Below are 22,771 nucleotides of genomic sequence, written 5' to 3'. Positions count from 1 at the left end.
GATCGGCATCTCCCAGATGCACGTCTCGCGACTGCTGACCAAGGCGCTCACCAAGCTTCGCGGCCAGCTCGCACCGGATGCGATCTGACCCGGTTCGCCACGATCGGGGGTGCCGGCTGAGGCCGGTGCCCCCGTCCTGCACCGGTCCTGTGCGGTTACTACTCCCGGCTGCCGCTACCGTTTAGCGGATGCCACCTACTGCCGACCTTCCCGGGTTCCTGCACAACGTGGCCCCGATCCTGGACAGCTGGGGTTATCTGGCGATCGGCGGCGTCATCGTGGTGGAGAGTTTCGGCGTGCCCGCGCCCGGACAGACCATCATGGTCGCCGGCTCGATCTACGCCGGTGCGGGGCGGATGAACATCTTCCTCGTCGCGCTGATCTCGTTCGTGACGGCGGTGATCGGCGACAACATCGGGTACTGGATCGGGCTGCGCGGCGGCCGCAAGATCGTGCACCGGTGGGGGAAATACATCTTCGTGACACCGGCGCGGCTGGAGAAGGCGGAGCAGTTCTTCGCCAAGCGCGGTAACCGGATCATCGTGGTGGCCCGGTTCATCGACGGGCTGCGGCAGCTCAACGGTGTGATCGCCGGGATCACCCGGATGCCGTGGAAGACCTTCCTGCTCTACAACGCGATCGGGGCGGCGCTCTGGGTCGGGTGGTGGTGCACGGTCGCGTACCTGCTCGGCGCCAATCTGGTGCCCATCATGGGGCGGGCCCACGAGTACCGGTGGTCGATCATCGGCGTGCTCGGGGCGGCTCTGGCGATCTACGTGTCGCTGCACGTGCGGCACGTCCGCAGGCGCCGGGCCCGGTCCGCTCAGCTCGCGCTCGAGGAGAGCCAGAGCCAGGCATGACACGAGGGCGGTTCCCGCCGTCCAAGCGGGACCGCCCACGCCTCCAGTCAGCTCGCCTTCGTCGGCGGTGCGGTGGGGGCCGGCCCGTTCGGCGGCTGGCCGGCCGGGGCGGTGGCCGCGCTTTCGCCGCCGACCGCGGCCATGATGCCCGCGCCGGCGCCACCACCGGCCAGTGCGGCGGCGACCAGGGCGCCAGCAAAGATCAACTTTGACTTCTTCGGGGTACGGGCACCGGAAGCCGATCCAGGCACGGCCGGCGGTCTCCCGGCGGCCGGTGCGGCAGTGGGTTCCCAGACGGCCGGGGTGGCGGGCGGGTGGGCATGCGGCCGGGGCACCACGGCGCCCCACGCGGGAGCGGCCTCGGGTGCCGCGTTCCAGGTGCTCGACGGCTGCTCCGCGGCCGCGTTGTTCCAGGCCGGGGGATGCGGCTCGGTCCACTGCTCGGTGGCCGGCTCCGGCGTGCTCCATGCGGCGGGCACCCGGTCCGGGATCGAGCCGCCGTTCCAGGCAGCGGGCTGGCCGGCACCGGTCCAGGCATCGGCCGGGTAGTCGGCGTATCCGGCGCCGGGCGTACCGGCGTGGGTCATCCCGGACGGCGACCAGTCGGCCGGGACCGACTGCGGATCGGGCACCTCGGAGGGCCGGTGCGCCCACTCGCCGTGCGAGGCTCGGGCCTGGGCGGAATGCCGCGGTACCGGCCCTCGGGCGGACGGATCGTGCTGAGTCATCGGCGCTCCTCGGTCCGGTTTCTCTGCTGACCGGGTGAAGATTGCCGAGCCGGGCTATGCGGATCCTGTGCGGTCGTTAGGCACCGGTTGTCAGTCACCGAAGGGAGTCTGGATAGTGCAGCGGTTCACGTTCGCGGGGCGTACCTGCGTGATCACCGGGGCGGCCGGCGGGATCGGGGAGGCGCTCGCGCTTGATCTGGCGCGACGGCGTGCCGAACTGGCCCTGGTGGACCGGGACGTCGAGGGGCTGGAGCGGGTGGCAGGGCTGGCCCGGGAACTGGGGGCGGCGGGCGTCACGGCGTACCCCGTCGATCTGAGCGATGGCGGCGACCGCCTGGACCTGGCCGCGGAGATCTCGTCGCGCCAGGGCCCGGCCGATCTGTTGATCAACAACGCCGGGGTGACGCTGATCGGGACGTTCGAGGAGAACCACACCGCCGACATCGACTGGCTGCTGGAGATCAACCTGCACGCGGTGATCCGGATGACCAAGGCGTTCCTGCCGCAACTGCTGTCCCGGCCGGGCGCGCACCTGGTCAACATGTCGAGCCTGTTCGGGCTGTTCGCGCCGCCGGGCCAGGTGGCGTACGCGACGAGCAAGTACGCCGTCCGCGGTTTCACCGAGGCGCTGCGGCACGAGCTGGCGCCCCGCGGTGTCGGGGTGACGGTGGTGCACCCGGGCGGGGTCCGCACCAACATCGCGACGAGCGCCCGGCTCAGCGGAGTCGACCCGGACAGCGAGGAGACCGCAGAGGGCCGCCGGTTCGCCGCGGCGGCGCTGACCCTGCCGCCGGAGGAGGCCGCCCGGCAGATCGTGGCGGCCGTGGAGAACCGGAACCCGCGGCTGGTGATCACCCGGGAGGCGAAGGCCGGCGACCTGCTGACCCGGATCGCCCCGGCCCGCTACTGGGCGATCACCCAGCGGCTGAGCCGCCGCCGGGCCCGGGTGGACTAGAAACGCGCGAAGCGGGGCCGGTCCAGACCACCGATCGCGGTGAAGTCGCCGCCCGCGTCGAGGACGCCGATCGGGTCGGTGGTCAGGACACGGACCCCGGCGACGCCGTTGGCTTGCGGGCTCCACTCGGTGAGGCGGCCGTCGCCGGTGACCGCGGCCAGTTTGACGCGTGGCGCCGAGCCGTCCAGGCAGGCGCCCCGCGGTCCGTTGCGGGTGGTGAGGCAGACCCGGTCGAAGTGGCCGCCGACGTACGCCACCTCGCCGACCGTGGTGATCGCGGTGGCGTCGCCGTCGAAGACGCGCTGCCAGCGGGTCGTGCCGTCGAGGGTGTAGGCGACGGCACGGCCGCCCTGTCCGCCGGTGGCCGCGTACACGCCGGCGTGGTTCACCGTGATCGCGTTGACCTCGGCGGCGACGCTGGGCCGGAAGTAGCGGTCGAGGACGCCGGTGACCCCGTCGACGGCCGCCAGGCGTACCGATCGGGGGTCGTCGTTGACCTCCCGGAAGGCGCCGCCCAGGAAGACCTGGCCGCCGGAGACCGCGAGGGTGCGCACGCGGTCGTCGGCGCCGGCCCGCCAGCGGGTGTCGACGCGCCCGGTGGCCAGCGAGAAGGCGGCCAGGTTGCGCAGTGCGTGCCCGCTCACGGCGGTGAAGCTGCCGCCCAGGTAGAGGCGGCCGGCGCCGATCGCGAGGGCGTACGGCGTGCCGGCGATGTCGTGCCGGAACGAGGTGACGCTGCCGGCGACCGGGTCGATCCGGGCGATCGAGTCACGTTTCGCGCCGCCGACCCGGTGGAAGCCGCCGGCCGCGTAGACGGCGCCGCGGGTGGCGGCCAGTGCGCGAACCGTGCCGTCCGCCGGGGGCGCCCAGTCCAGCAGTGCCCCGGTACGCCCGTCGAACGCCGCCAGCCGCTGCCGTGGATAGCTGCGCCCGCCCCATCGAGCCTTGGTGAACCCTCCGCCGACGTACACCGTGCCGCCCAGGTAGGCGATCGCGTACACGGTTCCGTTGAAGGTGGGCGCGGAGCGGACGGCGGATTCGACGGCCCGGGCCGGGGCCGCGGCGGACAGGGCGAGCAGGAGGATCAGAACGAGCAGTCGCACATCGGTCTAACCATCCCTGATGGGGGAAAGTCGCGCGATCTCCTCCGCCTGCGGGCCGCTCGCTGGTATCGGCGCGGACCGTTCCAGCGTGCCCTGATCCGGCTGGCGCAGGCCCAGCATGACCAGCCAGTCGACCAGTTGCCGGTGCACCGCGTCGGGGCCGTTCAGCTCGTGGGTGACCGGCCAGTCGGCGGGGTGGACCAGCATGGCGTCGGTCTGCCAGCCGCCGAGCCCGCCGTGCGAGCCGACCAGTTCCTCGAAGGCGCACACCTCCAGCGTCCCCGAATCCACCGAGCTGATCACCACGAGGTCGCCGACGTGCGCGGCGCTCTGGTGGCGTAGCAGGTCGGCGCGGGTGTGCGGCCCGTACGGCAGGAGCGGGTCGGTCCCGGTGACCGCCCCGTCGAGCAGCCGGTGGGTGCCGCCCGGCCCGTACGCCACCGGCCCGTCCTCGTCCTGCACCACCACGAGACCGATCCCCGGGTGGGCGGTCAGCCCGGTGATCAGTTGCGGGTGGTCGTGCTCGATCACCGCCCGCCCGACCCGGCGCGGGAACCGGGTCAGGTAGATCATCGACAGGTTGCCGGAGGACACCACCAGCGCGTCCGCGGCCAGCCGCTGGACCACCTCGTCGAGGCTCTCGCCGAACCGCTGCCGGAAGGTGGGGCCCTGGCTCTGGCCGTGGTCGGAGAGCACCACGAGGTGGTAGCGGCGGGCCGCCTCCGGGGCGAGGCGTTCCAGCACACCGAGCATCCGGTCCAGGTTCTCCAACTGGCGCATCGACTCCGGGCGGGCCGGGCCGGCGTGGTGCGCCACCTCGTCGTAGTCGACCAGGTCGCAGTAGATCGCCGGGACGCCGCGGGCCATCTGCTCGGCGACCAGCGACACGTTCACGTCGCGCAGCAGCATCGAGGCCGGGCGCAGGGCCAGGAAGGCGCCGGACCGGCTGACCCGGGGTCGCAGGTTGCGGCGCCGCTGGAGGCGGGCCTGGTGCAGCTCGGTGAAGACCTCGGCCACCCCGAGGACGAGGGCGCGGGTGAAGCCGTACGGGGAGGCCATGAACGCCGCCCAGCCCCGGGCCGAGCGGCCGGGCAGCGCCGCGTGGCTGACGGTCAGCAGGTTGGTGGCGGCGTCGCCGCTGAACGCGTTGCCGATGCTGACCCCGCCGTCGCGCAGCAGGCCGCGGCCGTCGCTGAGCCGGGACTCGATGATCGCGGCGTCCCGGGGCCGGTTGGAGACCATCACCCGGCCGGTGTCCTTCTCGTACCAGCGGAAGCCGGGGATCTGCCGAGTGGCGCCGTGCAGGATGCCGGCCTGTGAGGCGGGGGTGGTCGACGGGAGGCCGGTGTGCCAGCCGCGTGCCGTGTGGCTGCCGGTGCGCAGCCAGTCGCCCAGGACCGGCAGGTTGCCGGCCCGGATCGCCCAGCGCAGGACCGGTTCGGCGACCCCGTCCAGCTGCACCATGAGCAGGCCGGGCTCGGTGCCGGCGGGCGGGCGGCGGAGGGTGAGGAGGCGGCCGGCGGCGCGGCGGCGGACCCCGCGCATCAAGCGGCGGGCCTCGCGGACGAAGGTGTCGTCGCTGCCGCTGTCGACCATCCAGTCGAGCAGGGCGGCCACGATGACGGCCAGGATCGCGGCGAACACCAGGCTGGGCAGCCCGCTGACCCGGCTGCCCGGGTCGAGCCGCAGCGCCACCACCATCACGACGACCTGGGCCACCACGCCGAGCAGCATGGCCGCCCAGCCGCCGAGCGCCGTGATGCCGAGCAGCAGCAGGGGCCGCAGCACCGCGCCGACGGCCGCGACCAGCACCACGAGCCCGAGGGTGTCGACCACGTCGGTGCCGGCCACCCCGGGCATCAGCCACAGGGTGAGGGTGAGCACCACGAACGTGAGGATGGCGCTGCGCAGCACGGCCCGGCCCCGGCGGACGGCCCAGCGTGCTTGGGTGCGAATGGCCACGAACCGACGATTACACACCGGTGCATCCGAACCCGAACGAGGGAACGACGTGCCACCCACCCCGAGGGGCGGATACCTTCGGGGCGATGCGCTTCCGGTCGGCGTTCTCGCTCCTGATCCTTCTGCTCGCCGGGTGCGGCGAGCCGCCGGCGCCCGTGCCCCGGGCGGAGCCGCTGGTCGTGGCGGGCTACCTCACCGAGTGGAGCGTCTACGGACGTGACTTCCGGGTGAAGGACCTGGCGGCCGAGCGGCTCACCCATCTGACGTACGCGTTCGGCCGGGTGACCGGCGGCCGCTGCGCGATGGGTGACGCGTGGGCCGCCCATCGGCGCCTGGTCAGCGCGGCGGACAGCGTGGACGGCGTCGGTGACACGGCGGCCGACCCGCTGCGGGGCACCTTCGGTCAGCTGCGCAAGCTCAAGAAGCGGCACCCCGGCATCCGGCTGCTGTGGTCGTTCGGCGGCTGGACCGGCTCGGCCGGGTTCACCGAGGCGGCCAAGGATCCGGCCGGGTTCGCCGCGTCGTGCCGGCGGCTGCTCGCCGATCCGCGCTGGGCCGGGCTGTTCGACGGGATCGACGTCGACTGGGAGTACCCGAACGCCTGTGGCACGACCTGCGACGACAGCGGCCCGGCGGCGCTCGCCGGGATGCTGTCGGCGCTGCGTGCCGAACTCGGGCCGGGTGCGCTGATCAGTGCCGCGGTGCCGGGTGACCTGGGACGGTTGCGGGCCACCGACTACGCGTCGGCGGCCCGGCACGCGGACTGGCTGGGCGCCATGACCTACGACTACTTCGGCGCGGCCGGGAGCGGGCCCGGCACGGCCGCGCCGCACTCCCCGCTCGAGCCCTATCCCGGCATCCCGCGGGAGACCGCCACCACCTCGGCGACCGTGGACGAGCTGCTGCGGGCCGGGGTGCCGGCCGGGAAGCTGCTGATCGGGGTCGGCTTCTACGGGCGGGGGTGGACCGGCACGGCCCGTGGGCTGGAGGACTACCGGGTGCTGGTGGGCCGGTGTCCGCCGACCGGGACGCTGGGCGGTACGGCGTACGCCGACTGTGGCGACCAGTGGTGGTCGTACGACACCCCGGAGACGGTCGCCGCCAAGGTGGCGTACGCCCGGAAGCGCGAGCTCGGCGGGCTGTTCGCCTGGGAGCTGTCCGGCGACACCCACGACGGCGTGCTTCTGCGGGCGCTCAGCGGGTGATCCGTACCCAGACGTTGTCCAGCACCCCGTTGAACTGGTCGTTGTCCCGGTAGGCGCCCTTCGACCCGATCCGCAGCGGCTGGTCGTTGAAGACGGTGAGCCCGGCCGGAACGGTGGTCCGGCCCCGCACCACGTTGTCGACGTAGATCGTGAGCGACGTGCCACTCCGCTGGCAGCGCACCCGGTGCCAGCGGCCGTCCGCGGTGGTGACCATGCTGCGGGCGATCCGGATGCCGGGCTGCCGGACGTCGACCAGCACGCAGCTCGGATGGCCGGCGGCGCCGTCGATCTGGAGCTTGTACTGGCTGCTCAGGGTGGAGTAGCCCTTCTGGACGATGTTCTGCCCAGGGCTGGTCTGACCGGGTGGCAGCAGCACGTCGGCGCCGAAGGCGATGTCCCGGGTTCCCGGATTGAGGTCGGCGGAGGTGCCGCTCTGGAGGACGACGTGCGGGCAGACGAGCCGGATGCACTTGCCGGGGAAGGCGACCGCCGCGCCGAGGCCGTGCGCCACGGTGCGGACCCGGCCGCCCTGGAAGGAGAGCATCCGCAGGGTGTGCCCGTTACCCGATTCGTCGGCCAGAGCGCCGGCCCGGGCGTTGAAGCTGTAGTGAGCGATGAGCAACGGCTCGTTCGCGTGCGCCGGCACGGCGGTCACGACGAGGGTCGCGAGCACCAGAGTCACCGCGGACAAACAAGATCGCATGCCCGAAATAATACTTATGCCCTGTTATAGGGCTCTTAGTCAGGGACGGAACTCCTCCGGACGCGCCGGTTTGCTCTCCTCCTTGCGGCCGAACAGCCGCCAACCCCGCTTCCTCTTCTCCACCACCGGTACGGCCTCGCCGTTCAGCACGTCCAGACGGTGCTTGGCCACCGGGTTCTCCGGCTCCAGCCGCAATGACGTCTGCAACGCCTGCCGGGCCTGATCCACGTGCCCGAGCGCGGCGAGCGTCACGCCGTGCGTGAAGTAGTAGTGCGCCTCGTTCGGGTCCAGGCCGACCGCGGTACGGGCCGCCTGCTCCGCGTCACCGAGCTGTCGGTCGGCGGCGACCAGCGCCCACGCCACCCGGTCGTGCCACAGCGGGTTCTTCGGCTCCACGATCACCGCGCGGTAGGCCATGCTCATCGCCTCCTCGTGCCGCCCCAGCAGGGTCAGCGCGCGGCTCGCGATGGCCAGCGGGCGCGGGTCCTCCGGCGCCAGGTCCACGGCCCGGGTCGCCGCCTCCAGCGCCGGATCCACCTGATCGAGCGCCAGCCGGATCCGGGCCATCAGGATCCAGCCGGGCGCCGAGTCCGGCCGCTGCACCAGCACGGGCGTCAGCAGCTCGACCGCCTTCTCCGGCTGCATCTGTTCGAACAGGGCGGCGGCACGCGCCACCCCCAGGTCGCCCGGATCGGCGAAGGCCAGCGCGGGGGCGTCGCTGGGGGAGGTCAGCGCCGCTCCGGATTCGCGGTCAGTGATCACGACGCCCTAATCGGCAGAAACCCGAAGATCTTTAGAGGTACGGGAGTGCACAGTCCCGCCCGTACCCCGCGATCTCTCTGCCGGGTCCGGACCGTGCCGCGCCCGCCGGGCGTGAGTGGGTGGTCACCGGGCGGCCGGGGCGGTGAGCAGGCGGACCGCGAACCCGGCCGCGGTGGCCGCGCCGAGCAGGCCGCCGAGCCAGGCGGCCGGGGCGACCAGCGCGGCCAGCAGCAGCACGAACGCCAGCCCGGCCGCCGCGACGGCGATCCGCTGGCGGCCGTGGGCGAGCAGGCCGCGCAGGTAGACGCGCAGCGACGGATCGAGACGGGTCACGAAGTAGCCGGCGTAGGCGACCGGGATCAGGACCGCCGCGGCGGCCGCCAGCCGGGCGCCGAGCACCGACGCCCCGGCCGTCCGCCAGCCCAGGAAGGAGAGCAGGACCAGGATGATCGCGGTGTAGACCAGGAACTGGCGCAGCGCCACGTCCAGCAGGAACCGGCTGGCGTCCTGGCGCGGGTCCGCCCGCAGCGCGCCGACCAGCCCGGACGCGCCCCGGGCCAGGCGGGTCAGCGCGAACGGGTGATGGCCGGCCACGTCGAGGACGGCCAGCTCGTGCCGGGCCACCGCGTTGTCCGGGGCCAGGCCGAGCGCGTCCCGCAGCGCCTGGCGGGCCCGCTCGATGAGGTTCAGCTGCTTCATCACCATGGCGTAGGTGATCCGGAAGTCGGCCTCCTCCGGGTCCAGCCGGATCGCCTCGCGGGCCGCGTGCTCGGCCTCCACCGGGTGGCGGCCCTCCTCGAGCAGCGCCCAGGCCAGCCGGTTGTACCGGTACGGATTCTCCGGCTGCCGGTCGGCGGCGGCCCGGGCGGCGGCGATCGCCTCGTCGTGCCGGCCGAGCTCGGTGTGCACCCGGCTGAGGACGGCCAGCGCGTCGGGCGACTCCGGGGCGTGGTCGACCGCACGCCGGGCCAGTTCGTCGGCGAGGTCGGGCCGTTTCAGGGCGAGCTGGGCGTGGGTCATCAGCACCAGCGCGGCCACATGGTCCGGTTCGGCGGCCAGCAGCGGGCCGAGCAGCTCGGCGGCGGCCGCCGGCTCCCCACGGCCCAACCGGATCCGGGCCAGTTCCAGTTCGCGGGTCACGTCTGTGGGTCCTCGACCGGGACGGTGGCGAAGGCCCGGACCGGGAAGCAGCCGAACTCGGCGATCCGCGGCGGCACGGCGGTGAACCGGGCCCCGGACGGCGGCAGCTCACGCAGGTTGGTGAGGTGCTCGACGATCGGGATGCCGGCGGCCAGCAGCAGCGAGTGCGCGGGACGCTCACCGCATGTGGCCGGGGACATGTCGTCGATGTTGACCGCGTCGATGCCGACCAGCGCGGCGCCCCGGTCGACCAGGAGCCGGGCGCCGTCGGCGGTCAGGAAGGGCGCGCCGGTCGCGTACGCCGGGGTGGCCCAGTGCCGGTCGGCGCCGGTGTGCAGCAGGACCGCCCGCCCGGCCACCGTGACGTGCGCGAGCATCTCGGCGGTGACCCCGCGCTCGCCGCCGACCGCGCGGACCACCACGGCGGGCAGCCCGGCGAGGCGCTCCAACGGCAGGCCGGCCAGGTCGGTGCCGTCCGGGTAGCGGTGGTACGGGCTGTCCACGTACGTGCCGGTGTTGCCGACCATGCTGATCCGCTCGATGCAGAACTCGGTGCCGGGCGCGTAGACGCCCCGGGACGCCTCCCGGGTCAGGTGCGGGCCGATCTCCGGGCCGGGCAGGCCGGGAAAGGTGACCAGGCCGGCCTCGATGACGTGGCTCAGCTCGACGTATCGCACCCGCTCGACCGGCGTGCGGCCGGCCGGCGGGTGCGGTTCGGCGAGGATCCGGATGCCACGGACCTGGGCCCGCTCCACCCGCTGCGGGGCGAGCGCGGCCACCAGCAGCGCGGTGACCTCGACCTCGGTGACGTCGGCGTGCGGAATGTCCAGGCGGAACCCGCGCGCCCGCAACTCGCCCCCACCCTCGAGAGCGACCTCGGCGTCGAACTCGGCCCGGTAATCCAGCACGGCTCCCCCTATCGCAACTCGATCACGCCTTCGGTGATCAACCAGATGCCGAAGATAGCGAAGAGTGTGGCAGCTCCGTACTTGATGACCTTTTCGGGTAGATGCTTCCCGAGGTAGCGGCCGACCAGGATGGCGAGCGCGTCGGCGGCCACCATGCCGATCGTGGAGCCGATCCACGTACCGAACCAGCCGTGCTGGGTGGCCAGGGTGATGGTCGCGAGCATGGTCTTGTCACCGAGTTCGGCCAGGAAGAACGCGCCGCCGACGGCCAGGATGGCGGATCCGGTGGAGCGCTCGGCCTTGTTCTTCTCGTCGTCGGTGAGGGCGTCGCCGCGCAGCGTCCAGGCGCCGAAGGCGAGGAAGGCGATGCCGGCGACCAGCGAGATCCAGCCGGTCGGGAGGGCGGCGCCCAGCCCGTAGCCGATGCCGACCGAGACCAGGTGCACCACGGCGGTCGCCACCGTGATGCCGATCAGCACCGGGACGGGACGGTAACGGGTGGCGAACGTCATCGCCATGAGCTGTGACTTGTCGCCGAGCTCGGCGACGAAGATGACCGCGAAGCTGATAACCAGCGCGGCGAGGAAACCTTCCAACTTTCCACTCCCGGTGATCACGACCGGGCTATGGGCGCAGGGCGACCTCGACCCGGCCGTCAATGAATACGGCCTGGTCGAAGGTCTCGCTCGCCTCGTCGGAGGCCGCGCGGCCGGAGCCCGGCTGACCGGGATCAGTATGTCGACCGCGACATTGGGAGCTACTCCCCTTCGCGGGATCGAGCATAGCCCACGTCCTGGTCAGCGGCCCGGTGAGGAATCACACGGGCCGCTGACCGGCCGTCCGCTCAGCGGCCCGCGATGATCCGCTGCAACCGCAGGCGCTCGCTCACCGGGACGGCGCTCTTGCCGGTGGCGGCCAACGGGGTGGGCTTGGCGATCGGCTCGCACTGCTTGTCGGAGCGGTTCCCCTTGGCCCGGGCCGGCAGCGCGCCGGTGGCCAGGTAGTCGGCGATCGAGTTGTCGACGCAGGTGCTGCCGAACAGCGATCCGGCGTGGGTGGTCCCGTCCACGCCCTCGATCAGGGCCGCCCGCGGGAAGAGCGCACGGGCGCGCAGGGCTCCGGTGTACGGCGTGGCGGCGTCCAGGGTCTCGCTGATCAGCAGTGCCGGCGGAGCCTTGGCGCCGTCCACCTCGACCGGGCGGCCGGGGTCGGCGGCCCAGTGCCGGCAGGGCGCGTTGTACCAGGCGTTGCCCCAGGTCTCGAACGGCGCCTTCTTGTGCACCTTCCAGTTGTCCCGGGCCCACTTCTTCCAGTCCGACGGCCAGGCGACGTCGGTGCACTGCACGGCCAGGTAGACGGCGTACCCGTTGTCGTTCCCGGCGGACTGCGGGTGCTCCTCGTCGTAGAGCCGCTTCAGGCCGGCCGGATCCTTCATGGTGACCAGGTCGGAGAACGCGCGGGCGACCTCCTGCCAACCGAAGACGTAGTAGCCGGCCTGGAGGAAGACGTCGGTCAGCTCGGCCGGGCCGATCACCCCGGCCGGTTGGGCCGTCAGCGCGGCGAGCTGCTGGTAGTAGGCCTTCTCCACCTCGGCGGCGGTCTTGCCCAGGTGGTAGACCGAGTCGTACTTGGCGAGCCAGGCGAAGTACACCTTGATCGACTTGTCGAAGGCGACGTCCTGGTCGAGGTTGGAGCGGTACCAGACCCGGGTGGGGTCGACCACGCCGTCGAGGATCATCCGGTACACCCGCTCCGGGTACTTGGTGGCGTAGATCTGCCCGAGATAGGTGCCGTACGAGAAGCCGTAGAAGCTGATCTTGTCGACCCCGAGCGCGGTGCGGATGCTCTCGATGTCGCGGACCGTGTCCACGCTCTTCATGTTGTCCAGCAGGGCGCCACCGGCCTTGGCACAGGCGGCCGCGTACGCGGTGGTTTTGGCGTGCCAGGCCTTCTCCACCTCGGGAGTGCTGGGCACGTAGGGCGGCCGATTGTAGCCCGTGTAGTCGTCGTCGCAGGTCAGCTTCGGCGTGCTCGTGCCCACCCCGCGCGGGTCGAAGCCGATCCAGTCGTACGCCTTGCCGGCCTGTTTCGGCACGTGCTCGCCGAGTGCCGCCATGCCCACGCCGGCGCCACCCGGTCCGCCCGGGTTCACCAGGATGACGCCCTGGTACTTGTCCTTGGGCACGGTGGCCTTGACCCGCGAGACGGCGATCTGGATCTTCGTGCCGTCCGGTTTCGCGTAGTCCAGCGGCACGGAGAGCTGACCGCATTCGGCGCCGCTCGACTTGAGCGTCGCGTCGGTGCAGGCGCCCCACACGATCGGCGGCGGCGCGACGCGCGCCGGTTCGGCCCGCACCGCGGTGACCGTGGCACCGACCGTACCGAGCGCGACCGCGGTGGCGGTCACCCAGATTCTTCTCATTACCAGCCCCTTGTGTCCGATTCACCCCCATGCTGCGGGGCGGTCGGGCACCTATCACCCGTCCACGCCGAGACGCCACCTCATAAGGTACTTTTTCTGATAAGACAGATGATTGGGCTTATAGCCACCATTCCGGCAATCCACTCGGACGCGCCACCACGGAATCCCTACCGACCACCGCCCGGTTTGCAACTATTGCGAACCATGGACGAGTTCTGGCTCCACCCACGGCTGGGGACGGCAACTCGGGACGGACAGGCGCCTCGGTTCTACCTGCTGGCGCTGCAACATGCCGTACAGACCCTGGACGCGGACCCGCGTTGGCAGCAGTGGTGGCACCGGTCCGGCTTCCTCGACTGTGAACTCGGCATCGTCACCGAGGGCCGGCTCGACCACCTGCGCCCCAGCGCCGACCTCCGGCGCGTCGACGACCGGCTGCGCGCGAACTTCACGTGCGCGCTGCCGCCGGCCGGGACCGCCCGTGATGAGTTGGTCCGGCGGGCGGCCACCGAGGTGCGCACCATGTTCGAGCTGATCCGCGAGGCGCTGGCCCTGCCCGACCTGCCGCCGCCGCCCACCCCGTCGGCCCCGCCGGAGGACGCCGGCGAGGTGCCGGTGACGGCCAAGGGCCTGCCGTCCATCCCGCGCGAACTGGAGCCGCAGGGCTACCTGACGCTCACTCAGGTCCAGGACTTCTTCGGGTCGTGATTCGCTCGGGCCGGTGCGCGCCGGGATCGCGCTGCCGGGGGATCCTCGGCGCCCCGGGCTCGGCGTGTGCGGCGGCCGGGGTGGGCGGGGTGGGCGGGCTCGACGGCGTGATCACCACGGCCGCGCCGGCCAGGCCGATGCCGGCATAGCGGACCGGGCGCAGCGCGCGCAGCAGCAGCGCGTGACCGGCGGCCAGCAGCACACAGCCCAGCAGGCAGCCCGGAATCGCCCGGACCAGCGGATATCCGGCCGGCATGTCGAGCAGGGCGGGCAGGTCACGGAACGCCAGGACGGCGACCACTCCCAGGGACACTGTGGACAGAACGGGCGCGACGAAACGACCCCAGGCCCGTTCGGGTCCGGGGATCCGGTTCAGGTGCAGCAGCGCGGCCACCGCCACGAGCAGCAGCACCAGCAGGATGCTCAGGACACCGCCGACGATCAGCCAGCGGGCGGTGCGCGGGCCCGGGTCGGCGCCGGCCAGGTAGGCGCCGGCCAGCGTCGAACCCGCGATCAGCGACTGGGTCACCGAGGCGGCGCGCGGCGCGGCCGTCCGGCGACGGACATTTCCCAGTACGGCGGGGAGCACCCGTTCCCGGCCCAGCGCGAACAGGTAGCGGGTGATCACCTGGTGCAGTGACAGCACGGCCGCCACCACGCCGGCCAGCAGCATGAACCGGCCCAGCGTGACGGCCCACGGGGCGAGCCGGTCGGCGGCCAGGTCGAAGAGCAGGTCGGCGCCGCGGACCTCGGCCACCACGGCGGTGCGGTCCGGGCCGGCGGCGACCAGCATGCTCCAGGAGAGGCCGCCGAGCAGCAGGGCGATCAGCAGCACCGCGAGACTGCCACCGAGCCCGGCGCTGCGGCGGGGCTGGAAGCCCTCCTCGGCGTACCCCGCGGTGGACTCGAAACCGGTGAAGGCCAGCACCGCGACGGCCAGCAGTAGGCCGATCGCCGGCCGGTCCAGCACGGTCCAGTCCGCGATCCGGATGGACTCGGCGGTGACCCGGTCGCCGAACGGCTGGAGCACGTTGGCCGCGCCGATCCCGGCGAGCACGGCCACCTGGGCGACCGCGAACAGGCCGATCACCCCGGCCGCCACCTCGATCCGCATGGTGCCGCAGAGCGCGACGACCGCCCAGCAGGCCGCCGCCACCGCCCACCACGGCACGCTACGGCCGAGCAGGCTCTGCGCCAGCGGCGCGGCGGTCACACCGGCGAGCGCGTAGAGACCGAACTGGATCGCGTGGTACCCGGCGATCGCGAGCCAGGCGGCGGCCATCCCGGCGGGCCGGCCGAGGCCCTTGACCACCTGGGAGTACGCCGCTCCGGCGCTCGGGTAGCGCCGGATCATCGCGGACTGGGCGCCGCAGAAGAGCAGGAGCAGGAGCCCGGCGGCGGCGAACGACCAGGGAACGAGCGGCCCCGCGCCGTCGGCCAGGACAGCCGGGACCACGGTGACCAGGGTGACGATCGGGGCGGCGGCGGCCAGCCCGAGAAAGGCGATCGAAGCGGCGCCGACCCGGCCGGCCGCCAGCCCCGGCGACGGATCCTCCTCGGAGATCTCCACGGGTCCATTCAGTCGCAACCACCCGGCTTTGACAACCGTACGTATCGACGCACTGACCGTTCGTGACTAGATTGGCACGAACCCCGAACCGCATGCGCATTTTCCTCAGCTGGGCCCACGCCCGGCCGACTGCAACCAGGTGCTCGCCACCCAGCAACTGACGGACTTCCTTGCCGTCGTAGCCGACCGGCCCGATGAGGCCGCCGCACAGCGCGCCGCCGTGGAGTGCGCGCAGCGTGCGCTCGGCGCCGATATCGCGGTCCTGACCGTCGACTCCTGCGCGACCGCCGCCGTGGGCCTGCCGGCCGGGGAGGTCCCGCTCTTCGCGCTGACCGCCGACCACCTGCTCGGGCGCCGGTCCACGATGTGGGCCGGCGACGTCCGCTACCACCTGGCGGTGGCCCCGTTGGGTGGCTCGTCCGCCGGCATGCTGGTGATCGGCCGGCGCTCCGGCGCGTTCACCGAGGAGGAGGTCTGCCTGCTCCGCGGCATGGCCCGGGTCCTGGAGCTGAGTCTCCAGGCGGTGCACCTGGTCGAGGCCGAGCGCCGGCAGTCCGAGGAGAACGCCCGCCTGATCGACTCGCTGCAGCGCCGGCAGCGCCTGTTCGACGAGCTCAGTTCGGTGCAACGGACGATCGCGCAGCGCGAGCCACTGAGCCGGATCCTGGACCGGATCGCCGGGGCGGCCGCCGAGCTGCTCGGCGTCGACATCGCCGGGCTCACCGTGCTGGAGAGCGACGACCCGGGCCGGATGAGCCTGATCTCCGCCGCCGGCATCCCGGACGAGCTGATGTCCCGGATGCAGCGGATCCCGGTCGCCACGCTGGGCGTCGTCGGCCTGGCGATCATGGGCGACGAGCTGGTCGCGGTGGACGACTACGCGGCCTCGCCGATGGCCGTGCCCGAGCTGGTCCGCTCGCGGCTCCAGAGCGTGATGGCGGTGCCGGTGCACGAGAACGGCGTCGTGGTGGGCGCCATTTTCGCCGGTTCGCACACCGAGCCGCGGGAGTGGGACGAGACGTCGCGGGAGGTGCTGTCGGCGTTCGCCGAGCACGCCAGCCTGGCCGTCACCGACGCCCGGGCGCTGCACGAGATGAACGCCGCGTTCCACGACGCGCTGACCGGGCTGGCCAGCCGCTCGCTGTTCGTCACCCGGTTGGAGAACACGCTCGGCGCGGACCGTACCGGCGGGATCGCCACGCTGCTGATCGGCCTGGACCGGTTCAAGGTCATAAATGACACTCTCGGACACCAGGCCGGAGACGACCTGCTGGTCATGGTCGCCGACCGGTTGCGTGACTGTCTGCGCACCGACGACACGGCGGCCCGGCTGGGCGGCGACGAGTTCGCCGTGCTGCTGCCGGACAGCGGCACCGCGGAAGCCGCCGTGCTGGTGGCCCGGCGGATCGTCACCGCGATGCGGGAGCCGTTCGACCTGGACGGCCGGGAGACGTTCGTGACGTGCAGCATCGGCGTCGCCTTCGGGGAGGCCGGCACGCACGACGCCCAGGAGCTGATGATCCGTGGCGATCTGGCCCTGTTCGAGGCCAAGAAGAAGGGCAAGGACCAGTACGCCGTGTTCGACCCGGCCATCCGGGAGTCCTTCCAGCGGCACCTGGAGATGGAGGCCGACCTGCGCCGGGCCGTGCTGCGGCACGAGTTCCAGCTGCGGTTCCAGCCGATCGTGCGGCTGGCGACCCGGGAGATCTCCGGTCTGGAGGCGCTGGTCCGCTGGCAGCACCCGGTGCGCGGGATGGTCCCGCCGCTGGACTTCATCCCGCTGGCCGAGGAGACCGGGATGATCGTCCCGATCGGCGAATGGGTGCTGCGGGAGGCGTGCCGGCAGGCGGCCCGCTGGAACGCGCAGCGCGGCACGGATGCACCGCTCACCGTGAGCGTGAACCTGTCGGCCGTCCAGCTGGACCGCGCCGACCTGCCCGAACTGGTGGAGTCGGCGCTGGCCGACAGCGGGCTGGCGCCGCACCACCTGGTCATCGAGCTGACCGAGTCGCTGCTCGTCGATCATCGCGCGGAGATCGTGGAACGGCTCAAGACGATCAAGGCCCTGGGCGTGCGCCTGGCGATCGACGACTTCGGCACCGGCTATTCGTCGCTGGCCTACCTGCGGCGCTTCCCGGTCGACATCATCAAGATCGACAAATCCTTCGTGGACGACGTCGGCGACGTGCCGGCCGCCGCGGCGCTCACCCACGGCATCATCCAGCTCGGCCAGGCGCTGCAGCTGTCCACGGTCGCCGAGGGCATCGAGGACGCCGGCCAGCTCAGCGAACTCGCGGACGGCAACTGTGAACTCGGCCAGGGCTACTACTTCGCCGAGCCGCTGACCAGCGACGCCATGCAGGAGCTGCTGTTCCCTCCGGCGGCCGGGTGAACGGGAAGGGTGACCACGCACGCTAAGCCCGGCGGGCGCGGCACCGGGCGCGAGTCGCGACGGCCTCGCGGGTCTGGTACGGCGGGTAGGCGCAGCCCGTACCGGTAAAGGTTTGTTGATTGGTTTGTAGCGAACAGCCAACCGGTGTTCCCCTGCGCTTCACGTCCGGGGCAGAACGTGGTCGGTATGCATGTTCTGCTGACCGTCGTAGTGCCGGTCTACGCGGTCGAGGGCTACCTCTACCAGTGTCTCGAGTCCCTCCGCGCCGGCCTGACCGCGGAGGAGAACGCCCTGGTCGAGGTCATCGCCGTGGATGACGCCTCGCCGGACGCCTGTGGCGCGATGCTGGACGGCTACGCCGCCCGCCACGGTGACCTGCGGGTCCTCCACCTGCCCGGCAACGTCGGGCTGGGCCTGGCGCGCAACGCCGGGCTGGCCGAGGCGCGCGGCGAGTACGTGTGGTTCGTGGACAGCGACGACTGGCTGCCGTCCGGCTCGGTCCGGGCGGTGCTGGAGCGTCTCCGCGAGACCGAGCCGGACGTGCTGCTCGTCGACCACCTGCGGGTGCACGAGAACGGCCGGTTGCAGACCGACGCCAGCTCGCCGCTGCTGGCCGGATCGGTGGACCTCTCCCGGTTGCTCGGCGTGCAGCACACCGCCTGGAACCGGGTCATGCGCCGGGAGTTCCTGGCCAAGCACGAGCTGCGCTTCCCGGCCGGGTGGTACGAGGACGTCCCGTTCAGCAACCCGGTCCTGATCGCCGCCGAGCGTCTCGACGTGCTCAACCGGGTCTGCTACCACTACCGGGTCGGCCGGTTCGGCGCGATCACGGCGACCTGCGGCGACCGGCACTTCGAGGCGTTCGAGCAGTGGGACCGGCTGCACGCGTGGCTGGCCGCGGCCGGTGTCACGCCCGCGCTCAAGGTCCGCATGTTCACCCTGATGATCAGCCATCTGCTGGTGGTCGCCGGGAACGAGAGCCGGGTGCACCCGTCCCGGCGCCGCGCCTACTTCCGGCGGATCGCGGCGCTCTACCGGCGGCACCGCCCGGACGGTTACCTGCCGCCGGCCGGCACCCCGGGCCTGAAGCACCGGCTGGTGGCGGCGAACAGCTACACCATGTACGCCGCCCTGCGCACCGGCTACCGGGTGGCCGGGCTGCGCCGCCGGTCCACTGAACGGACACCCGCGGTTTCCACGGAGGTCCCCGCGCCGCCACGGGCGGTCCAGAGCACCTCCCTACGTTGACTCCCGTGCTTCGACCCGCCCGTGAAACCGACCGTGACCTGGTCCTCCCCTGGCGCAACCACCCATCGGTACGCGCCGTCAGCCTGACCACGCACGAGATCAGGCCCGCCGAGCACGCCGCCTGGTGGGCCGCGCGCGGCGGCGACGTCCTGATCTACGAGGAGGACGGCGTCCCGGCCGGCGTGGTGATCTTCAACGGCTCCACCTGGTCGTTCTACCTCGACGTCGAAGGGCTCGGCCCGCGCCTGCTACCGGCGTGGATGCGGCTGGAGAAGGAGGCCGTCGAGTACGCCTTCGGAACCCTCGGCCTGGCGACCCTCGGCGGCGAGACGCTCGCCGACAACAAGCAGGTCCTCGCACTGCACCGGCGATTCGGGTTCCGCGAGACACGCAGATACGAACGGCTGGTCGACGGCGTGCCGAAGACCGTCGTCTGGACGGAGAGAAGCAAATGAGCAGCAGGAAGCCGTACATCGTGGCGGAGATGTCGGGCAATCACAACGGTTCGCTGGACCGGGCCCTGGCCCTGGTGGACGCCGCGGCCGAGGCCGGCGCCGACGCCATCAAGATCCAGACGTACACCGCGGACACCATGACCGTGGACGTCAAGCACCCGCGCTTCCAGATCTCCGCGGGCCACGACCTGTGGGGTGGCGACCACCTCTACCAGCTCTTCGAGCGGGCGCACACCCCGTGGGACTGGCACGCGCCGATCTTCGAGCGGGCCCGGGAGCGGGGCATCACGCCGTTCTCCAGCCCGTTCGACCGGACCGCCGTCGAGCTGCTGGAGAAGCTGGACGCGCCGATGTACAAGATCGCCTCCTCGGAGATCACCGACCTGCCGCTGATCCGGCTGGCCGCCTCGACCGGCAAGCCGGTCATCATCTCCACCGGCATGGCGACGCTCCGCGAGATCACCGCCGCGGTCGAGGCCGCCCAGGGCGCCGGCGCCACCGACATCACCGTGCTGAGCTGCACCGCCTCCTACCCGGCGCCGCCCGAGGAGACCAACCTGCGGCGCATCCCGGTGCTGGCCGGGGCGCTGCGACTACCGATCGGGCTGAGCGACCACACCATGGGCATCGGGGTGCCGATCGCCGCGGTGGCGTACGGCGCCGTGCTGATCGAGAAGCACTTCACCCTGGACCGGGCCGACGGCGGCGTGGACTCGGCGTTCTCCCTCGACCAGGCCGAGCTGCGACTGCTGGTCACCGAGTCGGAGCGGGCCTGGCGGGCGCTGGGCACCACGGCCATCGGCCCCACGCCGGCGGAGAAGGAGAGCCTGCGGTTCCGGCGCTCCCTCTACGTGGTCACCGACGTCCGGGCGGGCGACCCGGTCACCGAGGAGAACGTGCGGTCGATCCGGCCCACCGGCGGGCTGGAACCCGACCTGATCGGGACGGTGCTCGGGCGGACCTTCACCGTCGACGCGGCCAAGGGGACCCCGCTCACCTGGGACCTGATTTGATCATCCGGTAGGCGCGTTTCGCGGCCATCAGCGCCCTCCCGGTCACCCGGCTGCGGTGGAACCGGAGCTCCCACTCCATCCGGCTCAGCTGGGAGTCCCGGGAGGCGATGATCTGCTCGGTCCACTCCATCATGGCCAGCAGGTGGCTCGCCTGGTAGCGCTGCCGCCAGAGGGCCTCGGCCAACTCGCCGTACCCGGCCACGTCCAGCGGCGCGGTACCCGGCTGCACGGCGAGCAGGGCGAGCCGGTGGGCCCGCCGCTCGGCCGGCGTCATCCCGAACTCGGCGGCGTCGATCGTCACCTGGAGGTCCACGGCCGCGCGCAGATCCTCCTCGGTCACGCTGCGCCCGGCCATGCCGGTCAGGATCGCGGCCAGGTCGGCCGCGCTCGCGGTGATCGGCCACGGGTGCGGGCGGGCCCAGGTGGCCAGGCGGACCGCGAACTGCCAGAGCGCCCGGACCAGCGCGGTCTGGGTGGGAATCGGCTCGGCCGGCGCCCAGCGCGCGGACAGCACCGCCGGGCCGTCCGGGGTGACACCGAGATCGGAGAGATCGGCCAGCGCGGCGGGGCCGTCGATCAGGCCGTCTTGGGACTGTCCGGCCAGCCAGGACTCGTACTGGGCGATCTCCTGTCGCAGCCGCCGCACGTCGGCCGCCGCGCAGAGGTCGAGCAGCCGCTCCTCCAACGGGTAGCCGGCGGCCGGCCGCACCAGCTCGGCACGGCGCAACCCGTGCGGCTCGCGAGGAGCCTGCCCGGTCCGGATCTCCGCATCCGGCGTGCGGATGCCGTGCTCATCGCCGACCAGCACATCGGGCCGCCGCGCAGGCCGGTCGCGATCGCCGGGCGCGTGCGCGATGACCAGCCATCCGCCGGCCACGGTGTCCTCCGCACCGGCCCGCAGCGCCCGATCGATCAACCGGCGTGGGTCGCTGAGCACCGGACGGCCGCGGAAGGCCGTGGTGTAGGCCCGCGCCAGCACGGTGCGCAGCCAGGGCCGCAGCGGCGACGCGACGTCACCGAGGGTTTCACCCCCGATCAGTACGGTCGGCGCGCTCGGTTCCGGAAAAGCGGCATACGCCGTGCCGATCTCCAGGCCGGACCCGGTCAGGGCCGCGGTGAGCTGGGTGCGGGCGGCCGGGCCGTCCACCGCCTCGGCCGGGCGCCAGGCGGCGTCGTCACGGTGCCCGGCACCCGGGTCCAGCCGCACCGTGTGATGCGCCCCGAGCTGGTTGTCGTGCATGAGGATCAGGGCGCCACCCGGGCGTACCGCTCGGGCCAGACGGTCGAGCAGCTCGGCGGCCGAGAGCTGGTCTCCCTCCGCCGAGTTGAGCCGCTGGATGCCGTCGGTGGCGACCACCAGGTCGTACCCGGCGGTCAGGTCGGCCTTGCCGAGCGCCCCGGTCAGCACGGTGACGGCGGGATGGGAACGGGCGGCCTGTTCGGCGTCGGTGAGCGAGCGCAGCAGCCAGGTCACCTCGGCACCGCCCGTGGTCAACGCGGTGACCAGCTCGTCCGGGTGCGGGCCGGCGACCAGGACGGTCCCGCCGGGGCCGACCAGCTCGACGCTCAGATGGGTGAGCAGCGGGTTGTCGCGCGCGACCGGCTCGGTCCAGCTGAACATCTCACCGCCCACCCGCACCAGATTGGTCAGCGGTGGTGCGGCCAGCGCCGCGGCCATGTCCGGACGGTCCGGCATCAGACGTACCCTTCCTTCGACCAGCCCAGCAGCTTGCGCAGCTCCTCGGGTCCGGCCAGTTCGTCGGCGCCCAGCTGCGCCCGGGCGAGCCGGTGGCAGGCGGCGAAGTCGGTCTCCCGGCCGTAGAGGCCGGGCCATTGGCGGTGCAGCCGCGGCTCCCCGCCGAACGTCATGTCGGCGTTGTCGAGGACCATCGGGTCGCCGTAGACCGCCGCCTCCCGGCCGGCCAGCAGGCCGTACCAGATGGCGCTGCACAACCGGTTGGAGACGACCCGCCGGTGCCGCCGCAGCTCGGCGAGCTGTTTGACCAGGAAGTCCCGGTCGTGGTCGCGCCACCAGAAGCCCCGGTAGCCGTGGCAGATCACCCGGAACCCGGCCCGCTCGTAGAGCCGGCGCACCGCGCCCATCCGGTACTCGTTCCAGTACAGGCAGGCGGTGACCGGGCCGGTCTCGGTCGCCCGCACCTCGTCGATGAGGCGCTGGTGGTCGCCGTGGACCTGCTGCCCCTCCCAGCCGTGGAAGGGGTAGAAGATCGTCCCCTCGCCGGGTTCGCCGCCGGCCGGGGTCATCTCCACCAGGTACGCGAACGGGGCGCCCACCACGGCCACGTTGCGCCGGCCCTGCGACCAGGACCGCCGCCGGGTCTCCTCGGACCAGACGAGCAGCCGGGAGCCGGCCACGTACGGCGTACCGGGGGCCAGGCCGTCCCCGATGTTCCAGCCGTGCTGGAGGTAGCCGTGGATCCGGGGCGGATGCAACGGCTCGGGCATCCCGCAGTAGCGGGCCAGGATGTGCGAGTGGCCGTAGTGATGGTTGGCGTGGTGCATGTCTGTCCGCTCCGTCCGCGTGCGGAGCCGCACGTTATCAGCCATAACCGGGGCTGATCGCACCACTTTATGGCTGTTCAACCGATTCTCGCGCCACAGTTCACCGGCCCGCCC

20 protein-coding genes and 1 pseudogene are annotated in these 22,771 nt (G+C 72.4%); 9 read left to right on the top strand and 12 right to left on the bottom strand.

Going from position 1 to position 22,771, the window contains the following annotated elements:
• Both IEZ13_RS47035 and IEZ13_RS35095 read left to right on the top strand, forming a co-directional pair.
• Window positions 1-88 (top strand): annotated as a pseudogene (locus IEZ13_RS47035) (RNA polymerase sigma factor SigF); the annotation flags it as partial.
• A gap of 100 nt (window positions 89-188) precedes the next feature.
• On the top strand, window positions 189-860 hold the full coding sequence (locus IEZ13_RS35095) for a DedA family protein (RefSeq protein ID WP_183225263.1): 672 nt from the start codon (window positions 189-191) through the stop codon (window positions 858-860).
• A 47-nt stretch (window positions 861-907) separates the two neighbouring features.
• Here IEZ13_RS35095 and IEZ13_RS35090 read toward each other — a convergent pair whose 3' ends face one another.
• The gene (locus IEZ13_RS35090) at window positions 908-1,588 is read right to left on the bottom strand and encodes a hypothetical protein (RefSeq protein ID WP_183225264.1); all 681 of its coding nucleotides are present in this window, start codon (window positions 1,586-1,588) and stop codon (window positions 908-910) included.
• A 115-nt stretch (window positions 1,589-1,703) separates the two neighbouring features.
• Here IEZ13_RS35090 and IEZ13_RS35085 point away from each other — a divergent pair, with 115 nt between their 5' ends.
• Window positions 1,704-2,543 (top strand): SDR family NAD(P)-dependent oxidoreductase, encoded by an 840-nt coding sequence (locus tag IEZ13_RS35085; protein WP_183225265.1) that lies wholly within the window; start codon window positions 1,704-1,706, stop codon window positions 2,541-2,543.
• Here the strand turns inward: IEZ13_RS35085 and IEZ13_RS35080 are convergent.
• Both IEZ13_RS35080 and IEZ13_RS35075 read right to left on the bottom strand, forming a co-directional pair.
• Complete coding sequence (locus IEZ13_RS35080) at window positions 2,540-3,646, bottom strand: NHL repeat-containing protein (RefSeq protein ID WP_183225266.1); 1,107 nt, start codon at window positions 3,644-3,646, stop codon at window positions 2,540-2,542. The two genes, IEZ13_RS35085 and IEZ13_RS35080, sit on opposite strands and share 4 nt — an antisense overlap.
• Before the next feature lie 6 nt (window positions 3,647-3,652).
• Entirely contained in the window at window positions 3,653-5,608 is a 1,956-nt protein-coding gene (locus IEZ13_RS35075) for an alkaline phosphatase family protein (protein WP_229795419.1), read from the bottom strand.
• Window positions 5,609-5,694: 86 nt separating this feature from the next.
• On the opposite strand from IEZ13_RS35075, the gene IEZ13_RS35070 reads away from it, so the two are divergent.
• A complete protein-coding gene (locus IEZ13_RS35070) occupies window positions 5,695-6,813 on the top strand; it encodes a glycoside hydrolase family 18 protein (protein WP_183225267.1) in 1,119 nt (372 codons plus the stop codon).
• Here the strand turns inward: IEZ13_RS35070 and IEZ13_RS35065 are convergent.
• From IEZ13_RS35065 to IEZ13_RS35040, 6 genes are all read right to left on the bottom strand, one after another.
• Window positions 6,803-7,516, bottom strand: a complete 714-nt coding sequence (locus tag IEZ13_RS35065; protein ID WP_183225268.1) for a LamG-like jellyroll fold domain-containing protein — start codon at window positions 7,514-7,516, stop codon at window positions 6,803-6,805. The two genes, IEZ13_RS35070 and IEZ13_RS35065, sit on opposite strands and share 11 nt — an antisense overlap.
• A gap of 39 nt (window positions 7,517-7,555) precedes the next feature.
• Window positions 7,556-8,278, bottom strand: a complete 723-nt coding sequence (locus tag IEZ13_RS35060) for a tetratricopeptide repeat protein (RefSeq protein ID WP_229795416.1) — start codon at window positions 8,276-8,278, stop codon at window positions 7,556-7,558.
• Between the two features lie 123 nt (window positions 8,279-8,401).
• Window positions 8,402-9,418 carry a tetratricopeptide repeat protein gene (locus IEZ13_RS35055; RefSeq protein WP_183225269.1) on the bottom strand — a complete coding sequence of 339 codons (1,017 nt, stop codon included), beginning with the start codon at window positions 9,416-9,418 and terminating at the stop codon, window positions 8,402-8,404.
• Window positions 9,415-10,326: a cyclase family protein gene (locus IEZ13_RS35050; protein ID WP_183225270.1), complete on the bottom strand. Its 912-nt coding sequence runs from the start codon at window positions 10,324-10,326 to the stop codon at window positions 9,415-9,417. Before IEZ13_RS35050 ends, IEZ13_RS35055 begins: the two co-directional genes overlap by 4 nt.
• A gap of 8 nt (window positions 10,327-10,334) precedes the next feature.
• Window positions 10,335-10,922 carry a TMEM165/GDT1 family protein gene (locus IEZ13_RS35045; protein ID WP_183225271.1) on the bottom strand — a complete coding sequence of 196 codons (588 nt, stop codon included), beginning with the start codon at window positions 10,920-10,922 and terminating at the stop codon, window positions 10,335-10,337.
• A 248-nt stretch (window positions 10,923-11,170) separates the two neighbouring features.
• A complete protein-coding gene (locus IEZ13_RS35040) occupies window positions 11,171-12,748 on the bottom strand; it encodes an alpha/beta hydrolase (RefSeq protein ID WP_183225272.1) in 1,578 nt (525 codons plus the stop codon).
• A 204-nt stretch (window positions 12,749-12,952) separates the two neighbouring features.
• On the opposite strand from IEZ13_RS35040, the gene IEZ13_RS35035 reads away from it, so the two are divergent.
• Window positions 12,953-13,456 carry a hypothetical protein gene (locus IEZ13_RS35035; protein ID WP_183225273.1) on the top strand — a complete coding sequence of 168 codons (504 nt, stop codon included), beginning with the start codon at window positions 12,953-12,955 and terminating at the stop codon, window positions 13,454-13,456.
• Here IEZ13_RS35035 and IEZ13_RS35030 read toward each other — a convergent pair.
• Complete coding sequence (locus IEZ13_RS35030; RefSeq protein WP_229795414.1) at window positions 13,425-15,026, bottom strand: amino acid permease; 1,602 nt, start codon at window positions 15,024-15,026, stop codon at window positions 13,425-13,427. The two genes, IEZ13_RS35035 and IEZ13_RS35030, sit on opposite strands and share 32 nt — an antisense overlap.
• A 139-nt stretch (window positions 15,027-15,165) precedes the next feature.
• Between IEZ13_RS35030 and IEZ13_RS35025 the strand changes: the two genes are divergently transcribed.
• The 4 genes from IEZ13_RS35025 (at window position 15,166) to pseI (ending at window position 20,134) form a co-directional block, all read left to right on the top strand.
• Window positions 15,166-17,418 (top strand): putative bifunctional diguanylate cyclase/phosphodiesterase, encoded by a 2,253-nt coding sequence (locus tag IEZ13_RS35025; RefSeq protein ID WP_229795412.1) that lies wholly within the window; start codon window positions 15,166-15,168, stop codon window positions 17,416-17,418.
• A gap of 186 nt (window positions 17,419-17,604) precedes the next feature.
• Window positions 17,605-18,666, top strand: a complete 1,062-nt coding sequence (locus IEZ13_RS35020; RefSeq protein ID WP_183225274.1) for a glycosyltransferase family 2 protein — start codon at window positions 17,605-17,607, stop codon at window positions 18,664-18,666.
• Entirely contained in the window at window positions 18,663-19,121 is a 459-nt protein-coding gene (locus tag IEZ13_RS35015) for a GNAT family N-acetyltransferase (RefSeq protein ID WP_183225275.1), read from the top strand. Before IEZ13_RS35020 ends, IEZ13_RS35015 begins: the two co-directional genes overlap by 4 nt.
• Window positions 19,118-20,134, top strand: coding sequence for a pseudaminic acid synthase (gene pseI, locus IEZ13_RS35010; RefSeq protein ID WP_183225276.1), 1,017 nt, complete (start codon window positions 19,118-19,120; stop codon window positions 20,132-20,134). Before IEZ13_RS35015 ends, pseI begins: the two co-directional genes overlap by 4 nt.
• Here the strand turns inward: pseI and IEZ13_RS35005 are convergent.
• Both IEZ13_RS35005 and IEZ13_RS35000 read right to left on the bottom strand, forming a co-directional pair.
• The gene (locus tag IEZ13_RS35005) at window positions 20,115-21,830 is read right to left on the bottom strand and encodes a hypothetical protein (protein WP_183225277.1); all 1,716 of its coding nucleotides are present in this window, start codon (window positions 21,828-21,830) and stop codon (window positions 20,115-20,117) included. The genes pseI and IEZ13_RS35005 overlap by 20 nt on opposite strands.
• Window positions 21,830-22,657, bottom strand: coding sequence for a hypothetical protein (locus IEZ13_RS35000; protein ID WP_183225278.1), 828 nt, complete (start codon window positions 22,655-22,657; stop codon window positions 21,830-21,832). The genes IEZ13_RS35005 and IEZ13_RS35000 overlap by 1 nt, the downstream gene beginning before the upstream one ends.
• Between the last annotated feature and the right edge of the window lie 114 nt (window positions 22,658-22,771).

Origin of the sequence: Actinoplanes campanulatus (assembly GCF_014647795.1) — a bacterium.
Taxonomy (GTDB): Bacteria; Actinomycetota; Actinomycetes; order Mycobacteriales; family Micromonosporaceae; genus Actinoplanes; species Actinoplanes campanulatus.
Note: the sequence above shows the minus strand (reverse complement) of the source record. Positions and strands in the feature narration are given on the sequence as shown.

What these genes read in the sequence shown, in the direction of transcription:
- IEZ13_RS35095 (WP_183225263.1), top strand. Translation starts at nt 189, where the DNA reads ATGCCACCTACTGCCGACCTTCCCGGGTTCCTGCACAACGTGGCCCCG.
- IEZ13_RS35090 (WP_183225264.1), bottom strand. Translation starts at nt 1,588, where the DNA reads ATGACTCAGCACGATCCGTCCGCCCGAGGGCCGGTACCGCGGCATTCC.
- IEZ13_RS35070 (WP_183225267.1), top strand. Translation starts at nt 5,695, where the DNA reads ATGCGCTTCCGGTCGGCGTTCTCGCTCCTGATCCTTCTGCTCGCCGGG.
- IEZ13_RS35065 (WP_183225268.1), bottom strand. Translation starts at nt 7,516, where the DNA reads ATGCGATCTTGTTTGTCCGCGGTGACTCTGGTGCTCGCGACCCTCGTC.
- IEZ13_RS35040 (WP_183225272.1), bottom strand. Translation starts at nt 12,748, where the DNA reads ATGAGAAGAATCTGGGTGACCGCCACCGCGGTCGCGCTCGGTACGGTC.
- IEZ13_RS35035 (WP_183225273.1), top strand. Translation starts at nt 12,953, where the DNA reads ATGGACGAGTTCTGGCTCCACCCACGGCTGGGGACGGCAACTCGGGAC.
- IEZ13_RS35020 (WP_183225274.1), top strand. Translation starts at nt 17,605, where the DNA reads ATGCATGTTCTGCTGACCGTCGTAGTGCCGGTCTACGCGGTCGAGGGC.
- pseI (WP_183225276.1), top strand. Translation starts at nt 19,118, where the DNA reads ATGAGCAGCAGGAAGCCGTACATCGTGGCGGAGATGTCGGGCAATCAC.
- IEZ13_RS35005 (WP_183225277.1), bottom strand. Translation starts at nt 21,830, where the DNA reads ATGCCGGACCGTCCGGACATGGCCGCGGCGCTGGCCGCACCACCGCTG.
- IEZ13_RS35000 (WP_183225278.1), bottom strand. Translation starts at nt 22,657, where the DNA reads ATGCACCACGCCAACCATCACTACGGCCACTCGCACATCCTGGCCCGC.